The following is a 24,912-nucleotide window of genomic DNA, read 5'->3' as shown; positions in this document are numbered from 1 at the left end:
AGTTTTTTTTCTTTTCTTTGCACAGTGATAAAACAATTTGTAGACAATAAATTAAATGAATCGAATAAGCTGCTTATATATATTTTCTTTATTTGTTATGTGTGTATTTGCACAACAGCCCAACTATAACAAGATGTCGCCATTAGTGCGTGAAGCTGCTACCGATATTATTCAGCAACGCAGGCAAGTACCTTCTATCTATCCTGAACAATATCAATCCACTATCACAGCTTTTGCAAAATTCAGTGGCAACGCCGATGGACTAATAAAGAAGTATAGATGTCGGCAGCTTGCAAAAGTAGACAATGTATACATTCTTTCTATTCCGTTGAACCAATTAGCAGGTCTTTCCAACGAAAAAAACGTATTACGAATAGAGGCTGGCAATGGAAATAGGATACAAATGGATACAACGGCAATATTGCTAAATGCTTTACCTGTTTATAGTGGACAAGATCTGCCACAGACATATACGGGCAAAGGTGTTGTAGTTGGGATACAAGATATTGGTTTCGACCTTACTCACCCTACCTTTTATAGCACAAATATGAAAGATTATCGTATTAAAGCTCTTTGGGATCAGCTGTCAAAAGATACTATAGGTAGTACTTTGCCCGTAGGGTGCGACTATCGTGATGCATCAAATTTGTTACAGATAGGGCACTCTTTAGACGGCTTTACTCAAACACACGGTACACACACTGCGGGAATAGCAGCAGGAAGTGGTTCGGAAGGAAATAATATTGTTAGTCCATACAGAGGAATAGCTTACGATGCTGATATTGTTTTGGTGGCAAATGCTACAGGCAACAATATAGACCTAATTGATAAGAAGGACTATTACAAGTACACTTATGCTACCGATGCATTAGGCTTTAAATATATTTTTGACTATGCCGACACTCAAGGTAAACCCTGTGTAATTAACTTTAGTGAGGGAGGACATCAAGATTTTCACGGTTACGACCAACTATACTATGAGATGCTCGACAAGATGACGGGACCTGGACACATTATTGTAGCTTCGGCAGGGAACGATGCCGATTGGATAAACTACGTACACAAACCAAAAGGAATACCAAATATAGAGTCGTTACTGTGGGGAAATCGTGAAAGTGCTTACTTTACAACAAAGACCGACAAACCATTTGTGTTCCGAATGAAAGTAGCTGCCAACACTTCTACTGCACAAATTGTTGAAATACCAATAGAACAAGTATTGGCTTGCAAAGACTCTTTGCTGATAGACTCCATAAAGATAGGCAATCAGATGTACAAATGGCGTATCTTAGCCTATCCATCAAGCTATAATTCAACAGATGTTATCTACGATATTCGTCTTGAGAGTAATCCAAACTTAGGATACGATATTCCAGTTTCAATAGAACTTGCAAGCAGCGAAGCTACAATAGACTTATACCGTATAAGAGGATTCTTACCTCCGCGCGATCAAAATCCTATGCTAAAGATGGGCGATAATAGTTATAGTATTAACTCTCCATCGAGTGCACCAAGTGTTATTTCGGTAGGAGCAACGGCATATAGGCGAGGCTTTCTTAATTATTTAGGCGAGTGGAAAGAATACGACAAAGGTACTGATGGGCGACGGACATCGTTCTCTGGTGTAGGACCAACCATAGATGGGAGAATTAAACCCGATGTTATGGCACCAGGACAGAATATTATTTCAGCTTATAGTAGTTATTTTATCATGAACCCAAAGAATGCAGGAGCACCTCTCGCATCAGATGTAAGACATTTTCAATATAATGGAAGAACTTACGCTTGGAATGCTAATGGGGGCACATCAATGTCGTCTCCGGTTGTGGCAGGAGCCATAGCTTTGTGGCTTCAGGCATACCCTCGTCTTACACCGCAAGATTGTTTGGAAGTTTTTCGTAAGACTTGTACCCAATACGACACATCGTTAAGCTATCCAAACAATTGGTACGGATATGGTGAGATAAATATATATGCAGGTTTGAAAGAGGTTTTGCGAATGGCTAAAGCTGGTATTGTGCAATACGAAAACTCTCAAACGTGTACAGACAATAAGCGTATTTATTATATTGACGGACGTTATGCAGGTACTTCCGAAAGCAATTTGCCACGTGGCATATACGTTCGCAATCATCAGAAATTTGTAAAGCATTAAGTAACATAGCATATTTTGTATCCTTTTACTAGTGCGATTTGTTAGGATAAGATAAAAGACATCTATCTCAAACACAGATATACTTCTTTTTAAGGAAGAAGAATGTCTTATTAGAAATTACTGATCATTAATACTTAATAACCACATTAATTTCTCTTATAAGATAATTTTGAAAGAAAATATAGTGCGTATAAAAACGCAATATCATACCCTTGCAACATAATTGTAAGGAAAAAAGGATTATGTTGGCACATTAAAGAAAATATTATTACTTTTGCATTCATTCTGAAGAACAGTAAATTTATTATGATACATAAGTCAGATATTCTTGTAATAGGTGGTGGTATAGCTGGTATGAGCTATGCTCTCCGTGTAGCCAATAGTGGTAAATACAAAGTAACTTTAGTGTGCAAAACAAAGCTCAACGAAGCAAACACAACAAAGGCACAAGGAGGTATTGCCTCAGTAACAAATCTATTGGTAGATAATTTCGAAAAGCACATAGCCGATACAATGGTAGCAGGCGACTTTATATCCGACCATTGTGCAGTAGAACACGTGGTACGTAATGCACCAGAAGCAATTACTGATCTTGTGAATTGGGGAGTTAATTTCGATAAAAATAGTAAAGGAGCATACGACTTACATCGCGAGGGTGGACACAGCGAGTTTCGCATACTTCACCATGCAGATGATACGGGTGCCGAAATACAACGTGGACTTATGGAAGCGGTGCGTAATAATAAGAACATAACAGTGCTCGAAAACCATTATGCCGTAGAGATTATAACGCAGCATCATCTTGGAATAGAAGTAACACGTCGTACACCAAATATAGAATGTTATGGTGCCTACATATTAAATCCTGACACACAGAAAATAGATACCTATTTAAGTAAAGTTACACTTATGGCTACTGGTGGTTGTGGAGCTGTATATGCCACTACATCTAATCCGAGTATTGCTACTGGCGATGGCATAGCAATGGTTTATAGAGCCAAAGGAGCCGTTACCGATATGGAGTTTGTACAGTTTCACCCCACAGTTCTTTACAATCCAAAAGAAACTAGACCAGCTTTCTTAATAACCGAGGCTATGCGAGGCTATGGTGGTATACTCCGCCTTCCTAATGGAGAGGAATTTATGCAGAAATATGATAGGCGACTCTCGCTCGCTCCTCGCGATATAGTAGCAAGGGCTATTGATCGTGAAATGAAACTGCATGGGATAGACTATGTTTGTCTTGACGTAACGTACAAAGATGCAAACGAAACTAAAAGACATTTTCCACACATCTATGAGAAATGCCTAAGCTTAGGCATAGACATAACCAAAGAGTATATACCTGTGTGCCCAAGTGCCCACTATATGTGTGGTGGAATTAAGGTAGACTTAAATGGTGAGAGTTCTATAAAACGACTTTATGCAGTTGGTGAATGTGCTTGCACTGGTCTGCATGGGGGTAATCGTTTGGCAAGTAATTCGCTTATAGAAGCTGCAGTTTATGCGAAATCAGCAGCTAAACATACTCTAAATGTCATCGAAGGCTATCAATTCAATACGGATATACCTGAATGGGACGATGCAGGCACACTCTCTAATGAAGAGCGAGTATTAATAACGCAGAGTATCAGAGAGGTTGGAGAAGTTATGAGCAACTATGTTGGTATTGTACGCAGTAACTTACGCTTGAAACGAGCATGGAACAGGCTCGATCTTCTTTATGAAGAAACAGAGGAACTATTTAAGCAAGTGAAAGCTACAAAAGATATTTGTGAATTACGAAATATGATAAACGTTGGCTATTTAATAACTCGTCAGGCCATAGCGCGGAAAGAGAGTCGTGGTCTACATTATACAATAGATTATCCAGAGCACGCCAACGATTTGCAAAAGGAAGACTAACTCGATTAAAATACAATAAACATAGAATGGTATGATTGATAAAAAATGGATAGAACAAGGCTTTATTGATGAACCTATAACTGTCAATACAGATATAAGGACAGAGATAAAACGAATGTGTAAAGAGAAGAATGCCGTGATAATGGCACATTATTACACTGTACCCGAAGTACAAGAATTAGCAGATTTTGTAGGCGATAGTCTTGCATTAGCACAGAAGGCAGCTGCAACTGATGCTGATATAATTGTGATGTGTGGTGTGCATTTTATGGGTGAAACTAATAAAATACTTTGCCCTAATAAGAAAATACTAGTGCCAGACCTCAATGCTTCTTGTTCGTTAGCAGAGAGTTGTCCTACTGATACATTTGAAGCATTCGTCAAATCTCACCCCGATCATATTGTAATAAATTATGTAAATACTACGGCTGCAACCAAATCATTAACCGATGTTGTAGTAACTAGTAGTAATGCTTGTCAGATTGTTGAGTCATTTCCTAAAGACACAAAAATTATTTTCGGTCCAGATAAAAATCTTGGAGGGTACATTAACCGTGTAACAGGACGTAACATGTTGCTTTGGGACGGTGCTTGCGAGGTGCACGAACGCTTTTCTGTAGAAGGGATAAAACAACTCAAACAACAACACCCAAATGCTAAAGTATTAGTACACCCAGAGTGTACAAGCGAAGTAGCAGCACTGGCTGACAAAATTGGTAGCACATCTGCCTTACTAAAATACTGCATAAATAACGACGCAAAAGAATTTATAGTTGTTACAGAGCCTGGTATTCTCTACGAAATGCAGAAGTCTGCACCACAGAAAACACTCTTCCCTGCGCCATCTACTGAAGAACCATATAATTGTAATGAGTGTACTTATATGAAATTAATTACCCTCACAAAACTCTACAACTGTATTAAACACGAATGGCCTACAATAGAAGTAGACCCTGATATAGCAGAAAAGGCTATCCGACCTATAAATAAAATGTTAGAAATATCAAAGCAACTTGGACTTTAAGTCTCTATAATTAATCTTTACACCTTATATAATATATATAACACAATATGCTAAAAGTAGAAGAGTTAAACGATAAATTAATTGATCTCGCATTTAGTGAAGACATTGGAGACGGCGACCATACAACCCTTTGTTGTATACCTACCGATGCTATTGGTGAGAGCAAATTGTTAATAAAAGAAGAAGGAATATTTGCTGGGATAGATATTGCAAAGCAGGTGTTTCATCGTTTCGATCCAGAGTTAATAGTAGAAACATATATCGAAGATGGTGCGCACGTAAAGCCTGGTGATATTGTTATGAGTGTGAAAGGGCGTGAACAGAGTTTATTACAAACTGAACGCTTAATGCTCAATATACTTCAGCGCATGAGTGGTATTGCTACAATGACCCATAAATACCAACAAGCACTTATTGAGGCAGGTACAAATACACGTGTATTGGATACTAGAAAGACTACTCCTGGTATGCGTATGCTCGAAAAAGAGGCTGTCCGGATTGGTGGAGGTACTAATCATCGCATTGGACTCTTCGATATGATACTCCTAAAAGATAATCATATCGACTTTTGTGGTGGGGTTCATAATGCAATTTCTCGTGCAAAAGCCTACTGTAAGGCAAATGGGAAAAACTTAAAGATTGAATGTGAAGTGCGTAACTTCAAGGAATTAGACGAAGCTTTGACCGAAGGGTGTGATAGAATAATGTTCGATAACTTCTCGCCAGAGGATACCCGAATAGCTGTAGACATTGTTGCTGGACGTTGCGAAACTGAATCAAGCGGTGGAATAACCTATGAAACAATGATACCATACGCAAAAGCAGGAGTCGATTTTATTTCTTTTGGTGCATTAACACATAGTGTAAAAGGATTAGATATGAGTTTTAAAGCTGCTGGAAGTGATAAACTCGTTATGAAATAACCTATAATAGGTATTCAAGAAGATATAGATTATATTCTTTTATGATAAAAGATGGTAGTCAAAAGTATTAATAACACTTCAGACTACCATCTTTTTTATTCCATTACGACTCTATGCAAACCTTTTCTTACTACATTCTTACTAATATTAGTTCAGTTGAGATAATTTATCACAACATTTCCCTTTATTTGGAGTAATATTGTAATAAAACAGAAATCGCACTACTTAAAAGTAGGTATTTTGCCATAACCCCTACTTTTAGGTATTGCACAGTATAAAGAAACTGTTTATCTTTGCACACGTAAACAAAACAAATGTAACAAAATATCAATACGAATATGAAGAGTACAATAGTAGTTTTCGGTTCATCAACCGGTACATGTGAGAATATTGCAAACATCATTGCAGAAAAATTAGGTGTAGAAGCTATCAACGTTACAGATTTTTCAGCTGACACTATTGCCAATCACGATAACCTTATCCTTGGTACTTCTACTTGGGGAGCAGGCGAATTACAAGACGATTGGTACGACGGTGTAAATGTTTTGAAAGAAGCTGACCTCTCTGGTAAGACTGTTGCTATTTTCGGTTGCGGCGATAGTGAGTCTTATTCTGATACATTCTGCGCTGCTATGAAAGAAATCTACGATGCAGCTGAAGGTGCAAACATAATAGGAAGTTTTTCTACTGACGGTTATACATTCGATGATAGCGATGCTGTTGTTGATGGTAAGTTCATTGGGCTTCCTCTTGATGATGTCAATGAAGACGATAAAACTGAAGGTAGAATTGATGCGTGGTTAGACAGCATTAAAGGTTCTCTATAAAAGTAAATATGCATTGTATCTAAACATTCATAGGCATAATAGAAGATATGGCTAATGATATGAAGGTTTTATTGAACCATATTTATGAGTTCAAAAAAGGAGTACGACAAATGGTATTATATACTTTCAACAAGAAATATCAAGATTTTGTTGTTGCACGCCTCCACAGCCAGCAAATACCTTATATTATTCAACCTGTAGGAAACAATTGTTTAAACCTATTCTTTGGACGTAAAGAGTGTTTAGATGCAATACGTTTAATAATAACAAAGCCCCTTAACCAACTTTCGCCAGAAGAGGATTTTATTCTCGGGGCTATGTTAGGATACGATATCAGGGTGCAGTGCGAACGCTATTGCGAAAGAAAATGCCGTATATGCAACCAGATACAATAAAAAAAAATAGTAATGGTGGAGACCATACTATATTACTAAATAAAAAATCTTGTTCGCGAAATAAAATTATTTCATAATGTTTTTGTATAGGATTAAGGCCGACTGTGAAGTCAGCCTTTTCTTTTTGTTTTTATTTCTCACAGTTTGTTCTTATATCATGCATTCATAAATATGAGCTTGGGAAAAAAGAAGTAGTTGCAATGGCTCTCATCTCTATATAGTCTACCCTTATAAACCTAAAAATCCTCTGATTCATAGTATATTATGCTATAAATTATTTGCAAATATCTGCAAGTTTTTGTACCTTTACACTATAATTCTTGCAGATATTTATGCTTAAACGTACATCCAAACAGCTCTCTATGTTCTCTTCCTTAGAGGATATGCTTAGTCATCAACATCCCCTTTTCCAACTTAGTAATAAGATTAATTGGGAGAGTTTTGAAAATGCTTTTTCTCCTTTGTATTGCAGCACTAACGGTCGCCCGGCTCATCCAATTCGCCTGATGTGTGGTCTTTTAATTTTAAAACATTTGCGTAATGTGTCGGATGAAATGGTTGTTTTTCAATGGAGCGAGAATGCTTACTACCAATATTTCTGTGGTGGACTTGAATTTATGCCAAAACAACCCTGTGACGCTTCCGAGTTAGTTCACTTCAGAAATCGTATAGGCGAGGAAGGTATGGAGTTAATATTAGCAGAAAGTATCCGCGTTAATACCGACCATGATGACGAAGATCATTTTGATACTGCTTTCATTGATTCTACTGTACAGGAGAAGAATATAACCTATCCTACAGATGCGAAGTTGCATAAAAAGATAATCAAAAACGTTCTGAAGATAGTTCATGACAAGAGTCTTCCTCTACGACAGAGTTATACGCGTACGTTGAAAGGCATTTACCGTTCCCAACGTTTTCGTAATCATCCCAAGAATCGTAAGAAAGCTCTTAAGGCAGATAGACAACTAAGAACCATAGCAGGAAGATTGGTAAGAGAGCTAGAGCGTAATCTTGGGGGAAAGAAAGGGTATGAGAATATGTTTGAGCTATATTACAAAGTTCTTTCTCAGAATAGGAAGTCAAAGAACAAAGTATATTCTCTGCACGAACCAGATGTAGTTTGTATCAGCAAAGGTAAGGAGCATAAGCAATATGAGTTTGGCAATAAAGTATCTATTCTTCGCTCATGGTCAGGACTTATTCTTGGTGCATGTTCTTTTAGGAATGAATATGATGGACATACTATTGAAAAGACATTGGAACAAACCCAAAGGATGACAGGAAAGCAGGTTGATAAGTTAGCAGGAGATAGAGGGTATAGAGGTATAAAGCAGATTGGGAAGACAAAGATACTCATTCCAGACGTTCCTAAAGCTAAAGACAGCTACTACCAAAAGAAAAAGAAACACAAACTATTTTGTAAACGAGCAGGTATAGAACCAACAATAGGACATCTTAAAGCAGACCACCGATTATCTCGCAACTTTTATAAAGGTGTGAAAGGAGATGCTATCAATGTATTATTAGCTGCGGCAGCATATAACTTCAAAAGAGCTATGAGAGTTCTTTTGTACCTTATAAAAAGAATCAGCATAGAGCTTGTCAGTACAGGCTTTATGCTGAAATATAGTTTTTAAGGGATGACTATATAACAAAATTATGAATAGTGCATTGTTTTTCAAATTCTTATAATAATAATCAAATAAAAACAATGTAGAATAAAAGCATTTATATTCCTCATCTTAATAACTATCTATCAGGTATTATAACATAAATCCATAAGAGGTGTAATTTGTTATGATATCTAATTTACATCTGATAGATATCTGAGACGAATGTGATAGATATCTGAAACGAGCGTGATAGACGTCTGAGAATGTGGTAACTAAAATCAGAATCATTCTATTTGATTTATAAGCAAATTATTGGTATTGCTTACAGTTTGTTCTTATATTTTGCTTTTACAATGTAAAGTATTGACTATTAACAAATAGATGGTTGAACTATTGAAATGGTTGTGGAAAATATTTGTATACATTTTGTTATGTTTTAGTTATAAAGTAGAGTATTGCGATAAGTTTTCTACTGCGAATATTCCTTTTGCATACTATTTATGAGATACAAACTAAAACCACTCGTGATAATGGTTATGTTATATCACGAGTGGAATATAAGTATTTTCTAGGTGCGTATGAACAAACTGTGAAGTATGTAGCAGGCTGCAAACTTAGCTTTCGTTTGTTTGCCGGAGTATCTCATCGCGGCATTCTTCCATTAGCCATTTCGGAGTGCTAGTAGCTCCACAGATTCCAACAGTGTGTACATTTTTAAACCATTCCATGTCTATCTCGTCAGCACTTTCTACCTGATGCGAGTTGGGATTCACGCTTAGACATTCGTGGAACAACACTTTGCCGTTAGAACTTTTACGCCCAGCAACGAAGAGAACAAGGTCGTGCTTTGCTGCAAACTGTGAAATGTTTGGCATTCGGTTGGCAACTTGTCTACAGATAGTATCGAAGCTACGAAATTTAGCATCCTTAGATATGTGTTGCTGTATATATTTTATAATGCGATGAAACTCGTCTAAACTCTTTGTAGTCTGTGAATAGAGGTAGATATTGTGATTAAAGTCGAGTTGTTGTACATCTTCGAACTTCTCTATTACTATGGCATGACTATGAGTTTGACCTACCAAGCCTAATACTTCGGCATGTCCAGGCTTACCAAATATGACTATCTGCGATGTATTAGCCTTTTCTTCATTTTTCAGTTCCACTTCTAAATCAACCCTCTTTAGCTTGTTTGTAACATTATTGCCATCTTTTTCATATTGATTTTTTATGCGTTGTTGAAGTGCTAACACGACGGGACAAGTTGCATCTATAATTTCTATGTTGTTCTTTCGCGCCAATTCGTAAGTTTCGGGGGGCTCACCATGAGCTCGTAGCAATACTGTTGCATTGTGAAGTTCGCGCAATTGGTCGTGGTTAATGGTAGTTAAACCACGATTAGTAAGCCTTTCCACTTCCATACTGTTGTGTACTATATCGCCAAGACAATACAATTGTCTCCCTTTTTTCAGTTCTTCTTCAGCTTTTTTTATGGCAGTTGTAACTCCGAAGCAGAAGCCACTGCCTTCATCTATCTCAATTTGAAGCATTGTTATTATTCACTTTTATTTTAATAGCCCCTTCTCTGCCTGTATATTCAGGGGCATAAGCACATTGTGCTGTACATGTTCCCGATTGATAAATACCCTCACGGTCTACAAAATACTCTGTTTCCACGATGTGAGTTCCCTTTGCCATCATATCGAAATAATAGTTTGTGCAGTAATCTTTTGGTGCTATGTAGTAGCTGCCTTCTTGGTATCCACTGGTTTGTGCTACGGGTTCAAGGCACGCAGGACGTTTGTCGGATACCTGAACAAAATCGTAATCACGGTCTGCCACAATTGTAATACGTATCACAAGTTTGTCGCCAACCTTTGCCTGAACGACATCTTTTGTATTGTTGTTGCTTTTTCGTACAAACAATTCGCGCTTTATGGTTAGTCCTGCATTGCTTGCCTTTATCTCTGTAACAGGCTGGAAGAACTGTGCATACACTGCCCCCCAACTTGTTCCGCTGCTTGTTTTCTCTACGGTGAGCGTGTTTGCAACTTCTACTCCGTCATTTGCATTATGCGAATTAACTGCCACAGGCTGTGTTACCTTCACATATCCCAAACCTGCAGTAACTTTTGGAAGTTCCATAACCTTTCCATCGAGTTTTAAAATGCTTGCTTCGCCATTGTCCATTGTCCACTGACCGTTATTCATAAATGCCCAAATAGCGTCTACAGAATTCACTGGCGTATCCCACGCTTGTGTACGTTTCGACTGTAAAAGCCAACGTTGTAAGTCTTCAATAATCTGCTTGTTGTCTGGAGCTATTGTCTTGAACGCTTCTATTGCCGCAACTTGCGTTGGTATCTTATAATCGAACCAACTGTAATAAGCTTTCTTTGTATCGAAATATCTGCCCATTTCTTCCTTGTAAACAGTATATTCCTTGATGCTTTGCAAGTATTCCTTAGCCTTTAGTGTCTGTTGGTACTGCTGCAAGATAACCGCCGTATTAGCCTTGCCATATATCGTTAAATCTACAGGTTTCTTTGCTAACAGGTCGATAAGATAGGTTATATCTGCTGTTGTCTTGCGTTTTGCCAATGCATTGCTGTACAAATAGTCGCAAAGCGCATCAGATGGGAAGATGTTCTTATATCCTTTGCGTTGCAGACGCTTCATCTCTGCAACACGTCCAGCCACTTCTTTGTCTAAGAAAGCAAATGCAAAACGTAGCATATCTTCGGTTTTCTCATCTTTTTCGCCCATCAACACGTTCAAGCGGGTCAGGGTTTTCACCACTTCAATCGTCATATAGAAGCTACCTGGCATATTCTCCCACCAAGAGAAAGAACCATCTGGGTTTTGTAATTCAGTTAGTGCTTCAATAGTAGACGACAAGTTATACTTTATCTGATTCTCGTCGAAGAAACGCACAAGCATTTGTTTCTGCTCTCTTTCGTTCTTTGCTTCCATTACCCAAGGTGTTTCTTTAAGAGCAAACTCTTTCAAGTCTTGGTTCTTTTCTAACGCTGACATCAATGAGGTTTCACTTCCTTGTTCGCTTCTCCAGCTTTCAATAGTTTGTCGTATCTTAGGTGATGTCTTTAAAACTTTACTTGCTAAGCTGTTGGCATAGTAAGCTGATACCAAGCTAATAGCGTTATGCTCAGTCGCATCTGCAACAAATGGCAAGGCTTGTATCATCAACCAATTTGGATTATTGGTATATTCAATCGTCAATCGTTGATCTGTGGTGTTTGTTGGGAACAGTTTTGTAAGGTCAATACTCTTCTCTCCTGCCTTGTTTTGCGTAAACGGATAAGTGTTTACTATGTATTCGCGATTTGGAAGTACTGCCAAATATTGCTGTTCTCCGTCAGAATAATCATCGCCACTGGCTATGATGCGCACAATAAGTATACCATCGTTGGCAACAGAGAGTTTGTTAGCACCTTCTTCCGACAGCAAACTTGCTAATGAGAACGTTGCCGTTGTTGTTCCGTTCGCCTCTAAAGCGTAGTCTTTGCTTTCGGTGTAGAGAATCTTCTCAGTTTCAGCATCAAGTATTTCCATAGTAGCCTTGCCATTGACAGCTTTATCTGACGAATTAAAAATACGTGTTGAGAGCATCGCTTCGTCGCCCATACGAACAAAACGAGGCATATTGGGCTGCACCATTACAGTCTTTTTAGCTACCACTTCATCGGTTAGCATACCATAATTTATGTCCTTATCGTGTGCGAGACCGATGAAGCGCCAGGTAGTAAGACTTCCTGGCAACGTGAATTTAATGCTTACATTTCCGTTGGTATCAGTGTTCAGACGTGGATAAAAGAATGCTGTCTCATTAAGATTTTCACGCAATTGGACATTATTAGAACCTCTTTTTCCAGGGACAGAGGTAGAGTCGGCAACAGCATAGTCTACATCAGCCTCCTCACGAACATCGCTATCCTCTTTTATAACGGGAGCAGTGAACTTAACAGTGCTTCTTTCAGCCTTTACTCCTGGAGCATTACCTTGTAGCGTTTCATTTAGTTTCATAGATTCCATCTTTGCAAATTCCTTTGTTTCTGCTGCAAAACGGGTTCCTCGAATGAATAGTTGATTAAAACTTAAACCATTTACAAAGCGTGCATCGAATCTTGCAAGAGATAGTGAAGATTCAGTTAACGACTTGTAGTTTGCTACTTCATAGAAGTCTAAGATTGGGAAATTGAAGCTGCTCCACTCTATATAGGCTGGAAGATTATTAGTGTATGAAGAAGAAAAGTCCCACAAGTGCTCTGCAATTTGGTCAAGACTCTTGTCGTAAAGTGTTGCCATAAGCTGCGCCTTTGCTGGCTTTCCGTCGGGATAGCATACATTAAGCGTCCATTCTTCTTTCTGTCCAGGCAACAATAGATTACGGAAGGTAGTCCACTTCACATTTAGATGTCTGTCTGGCATAGGACGTCCAATGTTTTCATTATGCGTGTATAGCTTGCCATTCTTTACCCATGCAAGATTCAAAACAATGCCATCGCCATACTCTTCCTTATATGTTAGTTTCCAAGTAGTAAGGCTATTGCTTTGATCAATAGTCCCACTATCAATCACTTTATCACCTGAGAAGATAGAATAAACAATGTGTTGATCGGCATCTGTAGCACCAAATTGCACATAAACAGGCTTTCCATTATTTGAGAACTTATTTTCATTTATATAGAACCAATCGTGTGTCTCTATAACAGGACACTTGTCGTCCATTGAGAATACAACAAATTCTTGCTCTAATGTATCTTTTTCACAAATAGCTTGTAACATATAATGACCTGACTGTAATGGTTTCAGATCTACAACCTTATTAGCTTCTACTGTTGTATACTTGCTAAACGATGGAGTTTTACTCTTATAAGATGCTATAGCATAGCGCACGTTTCCGTCAATAGCCGTACCTGCAGCATTCAGATAAGAGAACTTAATCTGGCGTAAACTATCTTTCAACACTTTGTCGGGCATATCGCTTGTTAGCATTGCGGGCTTTGTACCTAATGGTAGCGATGTACTTGCAGAGCGGGTCTCGCCTGCAAGGTCGGTAACATCAGCATCTACATCGAAGCTGTAAAACCTTGCTGACTGCCAATTGCTGCGCTTTCTTGTCTTCTTACTATTCTTTTCGTCAGGGAATATAAAGGGTAATGTGATTTCGAAGTCGCCCTTTTCGTCGGTTACGGCTTTACCTTCGTAAACCAAATCCTCGTTTTCTGTATCATACCAACACCATAATGCGGCACGACGATAGACTGTATACAGAACATTTGCACCTTGAACAGGCATACCCGAATAAGTTTTTGCATGTCCTTTTAGTTTTATGGTATCGCCAATAGCGTATTTTTCTTTATATTCGTCTACCTCTACCGTGAATGTAGGACGCTTATATTCTTCTACTTTAAAGTTCACAAAGCCACTTCTATCACTATTTGCATAGATACCGAAGTCGCCTGTAAGTAAGTTTTTAGGTAGTTCGAAATCAGCAGAAGCAGTACCAAACTCATCTGTAACAACCTCTTTCCAAGTTATATCTTCATCGTTTGCGTCTCTTAATATTAGACTTACACTTTCGTTTGCAAGCGCTTTACTCTTCAAAGTCTTATTATCTTGACTATAAGCAACGACCGAAGCATGCACAGTTTGTCCAGGACGATAAATTTCTCTATCGGTAAATAGGTCGTAAATCTCTTCATACGGAGTTGTAACCTCATATTCATAGTTTGTTCTAAGACTAGAGCTAGGGCATGCTTTGTCGGTATTTGTAGACACATACACCTCGTCTGGAACACCATTGGAATAACTGTAGTAAGCTTCTCCATGTGCATTGGTCTCAACAAATTTTACAGTGGCTGGCTTGCCGTAGGGACCTTCTATTGTTAGTTTTATCTTTGCATTCGGCACAGGTTGTCCTGTTGTTGAATTAACCACGACATATCGTACCTTAGAATTTGGCTGTTTTTCTGCAATTAGATATAGGTTGGTAACATAATACAGCTCATATTGTGGAGCCAATCGCTTGTTTGATGAAGTCAGTTCCAACAAATAGACGCCCTCCTCTAAGCTTGGAAGTTGTAGTGAGTCCTCGATTTCCTCGTAAGGAGCATACGATGGATAATTACGCTTAACAATTTTCGTGGTAGCAGGCTGTAGTTTTGCTTTTATCTTTGCTAAATCTGGGCGATAGCTAGGGGCTAATTTGTTATCGCCCGTCAGTGTTGTGCGTGTTATTTTCAACGTCAAGTCGTTGATATTCCTTACTTTAATGTTTTCTATAGTCTGTTCTTTATGAGGTATACCTACATTATTTTCAGTCCACATCTTAAACATTGGCGCAGTGAGGCGTTCATGTTCGTTGCGCAGATAGTTTAATTCTTCCCATGTTCCCCAACGTTTCACGGCATCGTCTATATATTCGATTCGCTGTTTTGCACTAATATCTTCAGCATTAACCAAATACCTATACTTCGCTACAGCCACACTCCCACATACAGGTAAATCGCCGTAACGCGCTATAAGCGAGTCTAAGGCTGCCTTGTCGTTAGCGTCTTCCACATTCAGATAAGCACTGTAACACGCTGCTTCGCGGTTGCCGACAGACGTATAATATTTATCTGCCTTATTATATTGTCTAGATTCGAACGCAATAACGTGTAGAAGGTCGTTCTTAAATATGGCATCGTTCTTTCCACCTTTTATCAATGGGGCATATTTACTATATTGTACGTCTGCCAATAAGGCAGGATTTTCCATTGCTTTATCGAAGTAAGTGGTGCTCGAATTATCTTCGGCATCGTCTCTATCGAAGAGTTTGCCCAACGCACAGCAGTAAACGGCGTGCAATACCTTATCTGTTTTCTCTGTTTTATCACAGAGTTCCTTCAGGCGAGCCTTTTCCGTATCAACCGAATCGGGCGATATTTGTGTCTGCAAACTTGAGGTTAGCAACTCAGCTGCTAACAAGTTACCGTACGATTTCTCTTTTTGCGCCTTGCTAACAATCTTCTTTAAAACAGCTAATTGTGTTTTGGGCAAATCTTTACCCCGTGCTACGTCTACTTGTTTCCACAATTCGCCGTAGCTCTGTGCAAACAGATTGAATGACACCATAAATAATAATGTAAGTACAGTTAATAGTTTTCTCATAACATCTTTCTTTTTAGAAATAATTGAAAAACAGGTGCAAACTGTTGTTTTGAATGATAAACGACTTATAAATCATATATCTACAACATCTTTTATTCTCACTCTTTTGTAATCTTCTTTGCGTTTCGACTCATAATTTTATATGTTCATATATGCAAAGATCCATTTCTTATAATAGCGCAAAGGTACAATTTTATCTTGGATAATGCGAACAAAAGATATTTTTAGTAGTGTAGAAATACATTTTTAATTGTTTTTTATATCTTTGCACATATAAAGTATCTTGCTTATGTTGTTGCATTTTCGCAACGATAAAAAAGAAATAAATTATAATAAATATATGGTATATACAAACATTCTTCTAATTTTAGTTACAGTGCTGTGTGTAATATTATTGGCTAATAGAACAAAAATACTGAAAAGAAAGTCAGAGAAGTACATAACTTCATTACCATACAAGCCTTTAGAGATTAATGAAGTGAAGAAACTCTATAGTAATGGCGAGCTTCTTTGTAGTGTAGGATACTTACATTACCAATTAGATTTTGCTAATGCTGTACAGAAAGAAGATTTGGGAATATTCTTAGGTTATGCTATGAATGCATCTGAGCCTATTGGTCGCATCTATATTTACGACAATCAGAATGTTCAACGTGGATATATAGACAATCAAACCGAACTCTACCATACACTGTCTGTTCGTAAGAAAGTTCCTGTATATGGTGTTTCGTTACACAATGCAAAAGATGGGTATAGTGGTGAGGTGTGTATTAGAATAAAATGAGAAAACAAGAAATGAGCTTTTAGTTTGCATTCTTCGAAGTGTCTCTATCTACTTCGTATTTAAAATAAAGATGTTTGTTTGGTTATAACACCTTTATGCATTGGTTAAGAATATTGGTTCCTGTCATCTTTTATTCTCATGCTCACATCTTGGTTGTCGTTATAGTCAACAGTATTGTTACGTCAGCATTATAAAGTCTATCAACTTGTTCAGCAATAAAACAGAATATGGACTCAGTAGTAAATAGATGAGAAGGTTGAGTAGTAACTATTGTTTACTTACAAATTAAATAGCCCCTCTCGTATTTTAGTTACTCTTTTTTTAGATATCTGTCACGTTCGTCTCAGATATCTGTCTCATTCGTCTCAGATATCTGTCAGTTGTAAATTAGATATCATAAAAAATTACCCCCCTTATGAAAATATATCGTAATACTTGGAAGATGCTTATTCAGATGAGAATTATGAATACCTTTACTCTGCTGTGTTTTCATTAAAATGTTAGTATAAGTTACTGGCTAACAATAGTTATTAGGGTTTCATTATATAGGAGTAGAAGAGGTTGCAATCACCCTCTTTTATACTGAGACTTTTATGCAGTAAACGTATATGCTTTTGAGTATAAAACTGGTACTTTGCTATGCTAAAATGAAATAATTAATTCTATATGATAATATTCTTCTAAACTGGAAGTCTTTTTTTGTGTCTTTGTATGGCATTATCTAACTTTTATAATAATACACGACTTCACATCTCAATATCATTATTGTCCTGTTCACTACACATATGTTTCACACTATACCTAAACTTATCAAAACGATGGAAGCCCATATCTTCTACTCGTTGTTTGCTTTCGTTTTGTGCAATCTCCGTATTATAATAAGGTATAAATGGTAGACGAATAAGTGTTCTATCTGTATATCCATTTTCAACAAGCCATTTTAAGTTGCTCGTAACTAATCTATTACTTTGTGTAGTATAGGTTTCATACGTTTGTTCGTTCATATCTTTTACATCAACAATAAACTCTTTTATAAGCGGTGCAACCATTTCCAGCTGCTTCAAAGGCACGTTCAACGATGTTTCCAATATGATGCACCACTCGGGATTCATTATTTTTACAAACTCTTCTATGAATTTGCTGTGCAATAAAGGCTCGCCACCACCAAAGCAAATGCCTCCACCAGTTGCCACGAAATAAAGGTCGTCTATCTCTACTTCGCTATAAAGTTCGCTCGGTGTAATGGTTCTTAATACACCATCGGGCGACAAGCATTGTGGATTCAGACAATACTTGCAATGCAACGGACAGCCATGAAAAGCCACAAGAGTAGTTACGCCTTCACCATCGGTGGTTAAACGGTGGCGATCGATGCCGATTATGGGTGCCTTTACTTCTTGCATTTCTTCTTGTGCGACTTGTATTTAGATGTCGTTCGGTTGTAAACATCGTCTCGTGGACCCGATGTTATACCACCTACAAGGACCATTTCACCTTGTATAGATCTCTCATCGTCTTTTAAAACAATGGTTCTATTATTATTTTCTAATAAGTCTTTAGCCTTAACAATCTTTTCTTCATACCCAATATACGATATTTTCAAATTTGTTTCTCGAGGCACTTTCACTGCAAAATAACCATCTATGTCGCTTATTGTCCCTTTGGTTGTGCCCTGAAGAATTACTGATGCCCCTGGTATAGGTTCTTTATTATCATCAAATATCAAACGGGCACGCACCACAATCGCATCTTCTGCTCCTTCAGAAAGGTCTTTTACAGCAATACTGTCTAAAGCATTAACTTGCGGAATAGGGTTTTTAACGCTGTCCTTATTTATATTCTGCGCTCCAACTTGCGCAGGAATAACCATTGCGCACAAGCCTGCTGCAATTCCACCCAACTTTATGGCAAAACCATTGCGTCTCTTTCGTTTAAGTTCTTCCTCTAAATAGCGCACTTCAGCCTCGCATGCGGGGCATGTACCTTTGCATTCACCTTTATAATGACACTCTTTCGGAGCGTAACTAATACCGTTCTCGTTGGCTATTTTCTGCCGAATATCCTTTAAAACCTTGCAAGTTGATTTACCTTTATTCATAAGTTGAATGTAATTTAAGTTTATTTTCTCTCTTCTGATACCGAAGAGTCTATGTTGCGAAATTACAAATAATTTTTTAAAAAACAAAGCAGAAATACATATAAACCGACAAAACGTCGTTAATTTAGCCATTTTGACAGTTTAAAACATATAGGAATAGAGTTTGATATATAAGAAACAGAACATAAAAATAAAAAAACAGACTATGACATTAGATAAATTTACAATTAAAGCACAAGAGGCTATCCAAGCAGCAATAAACTTGGCGAGCCGTAATGGGCAACAAGTAATTGAGCCATTGCATATACTTGCTGGTATAATGGAGAAAGGAAAAGATGTAGTGAACTACATTTTCCACAAGTCAGGCATTAATCTACAAATAGTAGAAAGTGCAGTGCAAAGCGAAATTTCTCATTTGCCCAAAGTGTCAGGAGGCGAACCATATCTATCTCCCGATGCAAATAAAGTGATACAAACAACAATGGATGAGTCGCAAAAAATGGGCGACGAGTTCGTTAGCATAGAGCCTTTGTTGCTTGCTTTGCTAAAAGTTAACTCTTCAGCAAGTCGCATTTTAAAAGATGCAGGCTGTACAGAGGAGATTATGAAAGCAGCAATAAAAGACTTAAGACAAGGTTCGAAGGTACAAAACCAAAGTGGCGACGAGAACTATCAGGCTTTATCAAAGTATGCACGTAATCTGGTTGAATACGCTCGGTCAGGAAAGCTCGACCCTGTAATTGGTCGCGACGAAGAAATACGCCGCGTGTTGCAAATTCTTTCACGAAGAACGAAGAACAATCCTATACTAATAGGCGAACCAGGTACAGGTAAGACTGCTATTGTAGAAGGTTTGGCAGAACGTATTGTACGTGGCGACGTGCCAGAAAACCTGAAAGACAAGCAACTCTATTCATTGGATATGGGTGCATTGGTAGCTGGTGCGAAGTACAAAGGCGAGTTCGAGGAACGACTGAAAGGTGTTGTTAAAGAAGTTACTAACGCTGAAGGAAACATTATACTCTTCATTGATGAAATTCATACGCTTGTTGGAGCAGGTGGTGGAGAGGGAGCAATGGACGCTGCCAATATTCTGAAGCCAGCTCTTGCACGAGGCGAACTACGTGCTATAGGTGCAACAACGCTCAATGAATATCAAAAGTATTTCGAGAAAGATAAGGCTCTCGAACGTCGTTTCCAAACAGTAATGGTAGACGAACCGAGCGAAATAGATGCTATCTCAATACTTCGTGGATTGAAAGAACGCTACGAGAACCACCATAAAGTGCGTATTCAGGACGATGCCTGCATTGCTGCCGTCAAACTATCCGAACGTTACATCTCTGACAGATTTCTGCCCGACAAGGCTATAGACCTGATGGACGAAGCTGCAGCAAAGCTTCGTATGGAGCGCGACTCAGTTCCTGAAGAGTTAGACGAGATTACACGCCGGCTCAAACAGCTGGAAATAGAACGCGAAGCCATCAAGCGCGAAAACGATACCGACAAGATTGCACAGTTGGACAAGGAGATCGCAGAACTGAAAGATCAGGAAACGAGTTTCAAAGCAAAGTGGGAAGGTGAGAAAAACTTGGTGAACAAAATACAGCAAGACAAGGAAGAGATTGAGCATTTGAAGTTCGAAGCCGACAAGGCAGAGCGCGAAGGCAACTACGAACGTGTGGCTGAAATTCGTTATTCACGTCTCAAAACGTTAGAAGACGATATTAAAAATATTCAGAAACAGTTGCAGACAACGCAAGGCGGTGAAGCGATGATTCGGGAAGAGGTTACTACCGAAGATATTGCAGAAGTAGTAAGTAGATGGACGGGTATTCCCGTTACAAGAATGCTGCAAAGCGAACGCGACAAGCTGCTACACCTCGAGGAAGAGCTGCACAAGCGTGTCATCGGACAAGACGAGGCTATCAGTGCCGTTGCCAATGCTGTTCGCCGTTCTCGTGCAGGCTTGCAAGACCCAAAGAAGCCTATTGCATCTTTCATCTTCCTTGGTACAACAGGTACTGGTAAGACCGAATTGGCAAAGGCATTAGCAGAATACTTGTTCAATGACGAGACGATGATGACGCGTATAGATATGAGCGAGTATCAGGAGAAGTTCAGCGTATCGCGCCTCATCGGAGCGCCTCCGGGGTATGTAGGTTACGATGAAGGTGGACAACTTACTGAAGCTGTTCGACGCAAACCCTATTCAGTGGTGCTATTCGATGAGATTGAAAAGGCACACCCCGACGTGTTCAACATCCTGCTGCAAGTGCTTGACGATGGGCGACTAACTGATAACAAAGGGCGTATGGTAAACTTTAAGAATACCATCATCATTATGACATCGAACCTTGGGTCGCAATATATCCAACAAGAATTTGCCAAACTTACGGATAATAACCGTCAGGAGGTGATAGACAATGTACGCAACACTGTGATGGATATGTTGAAACAGACTATTCGTCCAGAGTTCCTGAACCGTATCGATGAGACTATAATGTTCCTCCCACTCACGCAAAGCGAGATAGCACAAATAGTAACCTTGCAACTTAAGCGTGTAGAAGCAATGCTCGCACCGCAGGGATTTACATTGAAATGGACCGATAGCGCAGTAGAATATCTTACCAAAGTGGGTTACGACCCTGAGTTTGGTGCTCGTCCTGTTAAGAGAGCAATACAACGCTATGTGCTGAACGACCTCAGTAAGGCTATACTTGCAGAAACCGTAAGTCGGGAAAAGCCTGTCATCATAGATGATTTTGGGGAAGGTTTGGTATTCCACAACTAAAAGGGAACGATAAATAATACTAAAAGTCCTGCCATAATTCCACTGGGAATTTTGGCAGGGCTTCTTTGTATTATAATGTATAAGAAATATTTATTCGACAGATGATTTATGAAGTTCTTTGTTTACAATGTTTCGATTTAAGTATTATTAGGTATCTGAAGAACTATATATAATTAGAATAATAGGTCGAGAACCAATGGAAGATGGTCGCTAAAACCACCATTGTATCGCATTCCATTATAGAAACGGTGCGGCTTTACTCCTCCATATTTTTTATCTTCTTCAAGTAGAAAAGGAGCATCATTTATTCTGCATTGCTTTACTTTGGACACTAAATTCGTACTTACAAGTATTTGGTCTAAGCTACCCCATTCACCTCGGTAGCGATAAGTTCCTTTTGCTCCGTTCTTTCCTATTGCATAACGTGATATGTTTTCCATTTCATGTTCATATATCTTCTGTAACGATTTATCGTCGGCATAGTCATTGAAGTCGCCCATTGCTATTATCTTGGCGTTTCTTTCACTTGATTTAATGGAGTCAATAGTATTACAAAGTTGTGTGGCAACGTGTATTCTGAAAGGTTCTGAATAAATAGTACCACCTGAACGGCTTGGTGCGTGTACAAGAATGACGTGCAATGTATCGCCATTTACGAGTTCTCCCATTACGTGAAGTATGTCGCGAGTAGGTTTCATATTCTTTAATGGTGGGATACGAATGGTGTCGGCCTTTATTATTCGGAAGGTGAAAGGCGAATAGAGTAGGGCGACATCTATGCCACGTCTATCGTCGGAAGCAGTCATAATGTATTGGTAGCGTGCTTTACGTAATAGTGAACGTTGTGTAAGGAAAATCATTGTACTGTCGTTTTCTACTTCGCATAAACCTATTAAGTCAGGCAGATATGTCATTGCTGAATCCTCTCCACATGAAATGATGCCTTGGCCCACTTTATTTAATTTCTCCCAATACTTTGTGCGTGTCCAATGGCGAGGCGAATTGGGAGTAAACTCCAAATCGTTTTTCTCTGAATCGTGTTCCGTGTCAAATAAGTTTTCTACGTTCCATTCTACTATACGTAAACGTTCTTGCGCCATTATTGTGCAAGGAAGAAGGCTAAGGAAAAGCAAATATATGTGTTTCATGGTTGGTTAGTAAGTTATTAGTTGAGAATAGTGAGCTGTTGGCGCACGCTTTCTTCGTGTATAATTTCGAGAATGCGAGATGCAAATTTAGCATCTATTCCGCATGCGTTAGCCTGTTGCTTACACTTTTCTAACATTTCGTTGTAGCGTTCCGATTGTAAAACCGTCATATTGTGCTCCTTCTTAAATTTGCCAATCTCGCGACAAAGCTTAAAACGTTCGGCAAGTAAGTTTATCAACGAACTATCCATTTCGTCTATTTGTGAGCGTAGTTGATGCAGTTCTTCGCTTGTTGTGTGTTTATCGCGTACGATGAGTTGCGAAAGAATAAGGTTTAATTGTTCGGGTGTTACTTGTTGTTCTGCATCGCTCCATGCTTTGGTTGGATTACAATGGGTTTCTATTATAAGTCCGTCGGCTCCTAAATCAAGACCTTGTTGGCAAAGTGGGGCTATGAGTTCGCGACGTCCGCCAATGTGGCTGGGGTCGCAAATAATCGGCAAGTCGGGTATGCGGCGGTGCAACTCTATGGGAATTTGCCACATAGGTAAGTTGCGGTATATCTTCTTTTCGTAACTCGAAAAGCCACGATGGATAACGCCCAATCGTTTTATACCTGCCTGATTCAAACGTTGCAGTGCACCAATCCATAGTTCAAGGTCAGGATTTACAGGGTTTTTCACCAAGACTGGAATGTTCTTTACAACGCATAGTAGGTCGGATAAGGCTTGTATGGCAAACGGATTGGTTGTTGTTCGTGCACCAATCCACAGTATGTCCATATCGTATTTCAGAGCTAGCTCCACGTGTTCTGGTGTTGCCACTTCGGTGGCGATAAGCATACCTGTTTCGTCTTTCACTCGTTTTAGCCAAGGCAGAGCTTTTTCGCCGTTGCCTTCAAAGCACCCAGGTTTGGTGCGTGGCTTCCAAACACCTGCTCGGAATATCTTGCAGCCATTAGCTGAAAGTTGTTGAGCAGTATCCATTACCTGCTCTTCGGTTTCTGCAGAGCAAGGACCTGCTATTATGATGGGTTGGTTTTCTTTATGTGGAAGTTCTAACGGTTGTAGTTCTAATTCCATTATAATAATATGTTATCCGTTATGTTTTTGAACTAAAAACCATAGGGATTCATTTGTTTATACTTGTCATTGAGTTGTTTCTCAATGTTTTCTTCTGCATTTTCTTTACCATCTGTTGGCATCAGCTCTTCTGCTCTTTCAGCATCTTCTTTTGCTTTTACCTCGTTTCCTATTAAGGAATACATTTCGCTGCGTTCTTTAAATGCAGTGTACGAAAATGGGTTGGCATCAATGGCTTTTGTGAAATACTCTATTGCGTCATTGTTGCGATTGGCAGCTCGTTCTATTCTTGCTTTTAATAGTAGTACATCTTCGTTATCTTCTGTGTGTTCCAACAACCAATCAGCATCTGCTTCAGCTTCGCTAAGCTGCTGAGTGCGTAGATAGGTTTCTCCGCGTAGCAAATAGGCGTTGCCTTGCTTGTTATCTATAGAGATGGCTTTTGTTGCCATCGCAATTGTGTTTACGTCGTCGCCTTGTCCTTTGCATGCTTCGGCATATAGGTAGTGAGCTGTTGCATTTTCCGAATCTAAGAGAATAGCTTTTTCACACGCTGTAGCCATTGCGCCATAGTTTTCCATCATGAAGGCTATGTTTGCCATGCGAATAAATATTTGGACATTGTCGGGTTGCGCCTTACTTAATGTTTGCAGTTCTTCGTAAGCTTCCGAGAACATACCTTTCGATGTATAAACAATAGAAAGGTGGTCGTGAATTTCCAAGTCGTCTTTTATCTCCAATGCATGTTTGAAACATCTTATTGCATATTCTACTTCACCAGTTTTCATGGCTCTAACGCCATCGTATTTCAATACATCGAAATTTTTTGCTTCGTTTTGTACTTTTATTTCTTCTTTGGTTTCTTCTTTGCCACCAAACAGCTTCTGAAAAAAGTTCATACGTGTTTTATTTTTATTTATGTTCAACGAAGGAACTAACCATCGTCTTTAAGTTGTTCGTTATTTATAATATGCAAACTTACATA

Annotated in this window: 16 protein-coding genes; 9 read left to right on the top strand and 7 right to left on the bottom strand. The window is 38.8% G+C overall.

What is annotated here, in order from left to right:
* The first annotated feature begins 55 nt into the window (after positions 1 to 55).
* The 7 genes from DX009_RS06600 (at position 56) to DX009_RS06570 (ending at position 8,869) form a co-directional block, all read left to right on the top strand.
* On the top strand, positions 56 to 2,155 hold the full coding sequence (locus DX009_RS06600) for a S8 family serine peptidase (protein ID WP_115083445.1): 2,100 nt from the start codon (positions 56 to 58) through the stop codon (positions 2,153 to 2,155).
* Positions 2,156 to 2,461: 306 nt separating this feature from the next.
* Entirely contained in the window at positions 2,462 to 4,060 is a 1,599-nt protein-coding gene (nadB, locus tag DX009_RS06595) for an L-aspartate oxidase (RefSeq protein WP_115083444.1), read from the top strand.
* Positions 4,061 to 4,091: 31 nt separating this feature from the next.
* On the top strand, positions 4,092 to 5,084 hold the full coding sequence (gene nadA / locus DX009_RS06590) for a quinolinate synthase NadA (RefSeq protein ID WP_115083443.1): 993 nt from the start codon (positions 4,092 to 4,094) through the stop codon (positions 5,082 to 5,084).
* 47 nt (positions 5,085 to 5,131) lie between these two features.
* Positions 5,132 to 6,007, top strand: a complete 876-nt coding sequence (gene nadC / locus DX009_RS06585) for a carboxylating nicotinate-nucleotide diphosphorylase (RefSeq protein ID WP_115083442.1) — start codon at positions 5,132 to 5,134, stop codon at positions 6,005 to 6,007.
* 338 nt (positions 6,008 to 6,345) lie between these two features.
* Positions 6,346 to 6,834, top strand: a complete 489-nt coding sequence (gene fldA, locus DX009_RS06580) for a flavodoxin FldA (RefSeq protein WP_115083441.1) — start codon at positions 6,346 to 6,348, stop codon at positions 6,832 to 6,834.
* 47 nt (positions 6,835 to 6,881) lie between these two features.
* On the top strand, positions 6,882 to 7,229 hold the full coding sequence (locus DX009_RS06575; RefSeq protein WP_006044635.1) for a DUF2023 family protein: 348 nt from the start codon (positions 6,882 to 6,884) through the stop codon (positions 7,227 to 7,229).
* A 332-nt stretch (positions 7,230 to 7,561) separates the two neighbouring features.
* Positions 7,562 to 8,869 (top strand): IS5 family transposase, encoded by a 1,308-nt coding sequence (locus DX009_RS06570; protein ID WP_115082696.1) that lies wholly within the window; start codon positions 7,562 to 7,564, stop codon positions 8,867 to 8,869.
* A 590-nt stretch (positions 8,870 to 9,459) separates the two neighbouring features.
* Here the strand turns inward: DX009_RS06570 and DX009_RS06565 are convergent.
* The gene (locus DX009_RS06565; protein ID WP_115083440.1) at positions 9,460 to 10,395 is read right to left on the bottom strand and encodes a 4-hydroxy-3-methylbut-2-enyl diphosphate reductase; all 936 of its coding nucleotides are present in this window, start codon (positions 10,393 to 10,395) and stop codon (positions 9,460 to 9,462) included.
* Entirely contained in the window at positions 10,382 to 16,021 is a 5,640-nt protein-coding gene (locus DX009_RS06560; protein WP_115083439.1) for an alpha-2-macroglobulin family protein, read from the bottom strand. Before DX009_RS06560 ends, DX009_RS06565 begins: the two co-directional genes overlap by 14 nt.
* 340 nt (positions 16,022 to 16,361) lie before the next feature.
* On the opposite strand from DX009_RS06560, the gene DX009_RS06555 reads away from it, so the two are divergent.
* Entirely contained in the window at positions 16,362 to 16,805 is a 444-nt protein-coding gene (locus DX009_RS06555; RefSeq protein WP_115083828.1) for a hypothetical protein, read from the top strand.
* 746 nt (positions 16,806 to 17,551) lie between these two features.
* Here the strand turns inward: DX009_RS06555 and DX009_RS06550 are convergent.
* Both DX009_RS06550 and DX009_RS06545 read right to left on the bottom strand, forming a co-directional pair.
* A complete protein-coding gene (locus DX009_RS06550; protein ID WP_115083438.1) occupies positions 17,552 to 18,208 on the bottom strand; it encodes a radical SAM protein in 657 nt (218 codons plus the stop codon).
* Entirely contained in the window at positions 18,196 to 18,903 is a 708-nt protein-coding gene (locus tag DX009_RS06545; protein ID WP_115083437.1) for a carboxypeptidase-like regulatory domain-containing protein, read from the bottom strand. The genes DX009_RS06550 and DX009_RS06545 overlap by 13 nt, the downstream gene beginning before the upstream one ends.
* A gap of 205 nt (positions 18,904 to 19,108) precedes the next feature.
* On the opposite strand from DX009_RS06545, the gene clpB reads away from it, so the two are divergent.
* Positions 19,109 to 21,697, top strand: a complete 2,589-nt coding sequence (clpB, locus tag DX009_RS06540) for an ATP-dependent chaperone ClpB (RefSeq protein ID WP_115083827.1) — start codon at positions 19,109 to 19,111, stop codon at positions 21,695 to 21,697.
* Positions 21,698 to 21,870: 173 nt separating this feature from the next.
* Here clpB and DX009_RS06535 read toward each other — a convergent pair whose 3' ends face one another.
* From DX009_RS06535 to DX009_RS06525, 3 genes are read right to left on the bottom strand one after another with little or no spacing between them, the layout of a single operon-like run.
* Positions 21,871 to 22,845: an endonuclease/exonuclease/phosphatase family protein gene (locus DX009_RS06535; RefSeq protein ID WP_115083436.1), complete on the bottom strand. Its 975-nt coding sequence runs from the start codon at positions 22,843 to 22,845 to the stop codon at positions 21,871 to 21,873.
* 17 nt (positions 22,846 to 22,862) lie between these two features.
* Complete coding sequence (locus DX009_RS06530) at positions 22,863 to 23,927, bottom strand: bifunctional 3-deoxy-7-phosphoheptulonate synthase/chorismate mutase type II (RefSeq protein ID WP_115083435.1); 1,065 nt, start codon at positions 23,925 to 23,927, stop codon at positions 22,863 to 22,865.
* Between the two features lie 32 nt (positions 23,928 to 23,959).
* Positions 23,960 to 24,826 (bottom strand): tetratricopeptide repeat protein, encoded by an 867-nt coding sequence (locus tag DX009_RS06525; RefSeq protein WP_115083434.1) that lies wholly within the window; start codon positions 24,824 to 24,826, stop codon positions 23,960 to 23,962.
* Positions 24,827 to 24,912 lie beyond the last annotated feature (86 nt).

It is taken from the genome of Prevotella pallens (assembly GCF_900454935.1).
Classification (GTDB): domain Bacteria; phylum Bacteroidota; class Bacteroidia; order Bacteroidales; family Bacteroidaceae; genus Prevotella; species Prevotella pallens.
The sequence above is the reverse complement of the archived record's forward strand: the minus strand, read 5'-3'. Positions and strand labels throughout refer to the sequence as shown.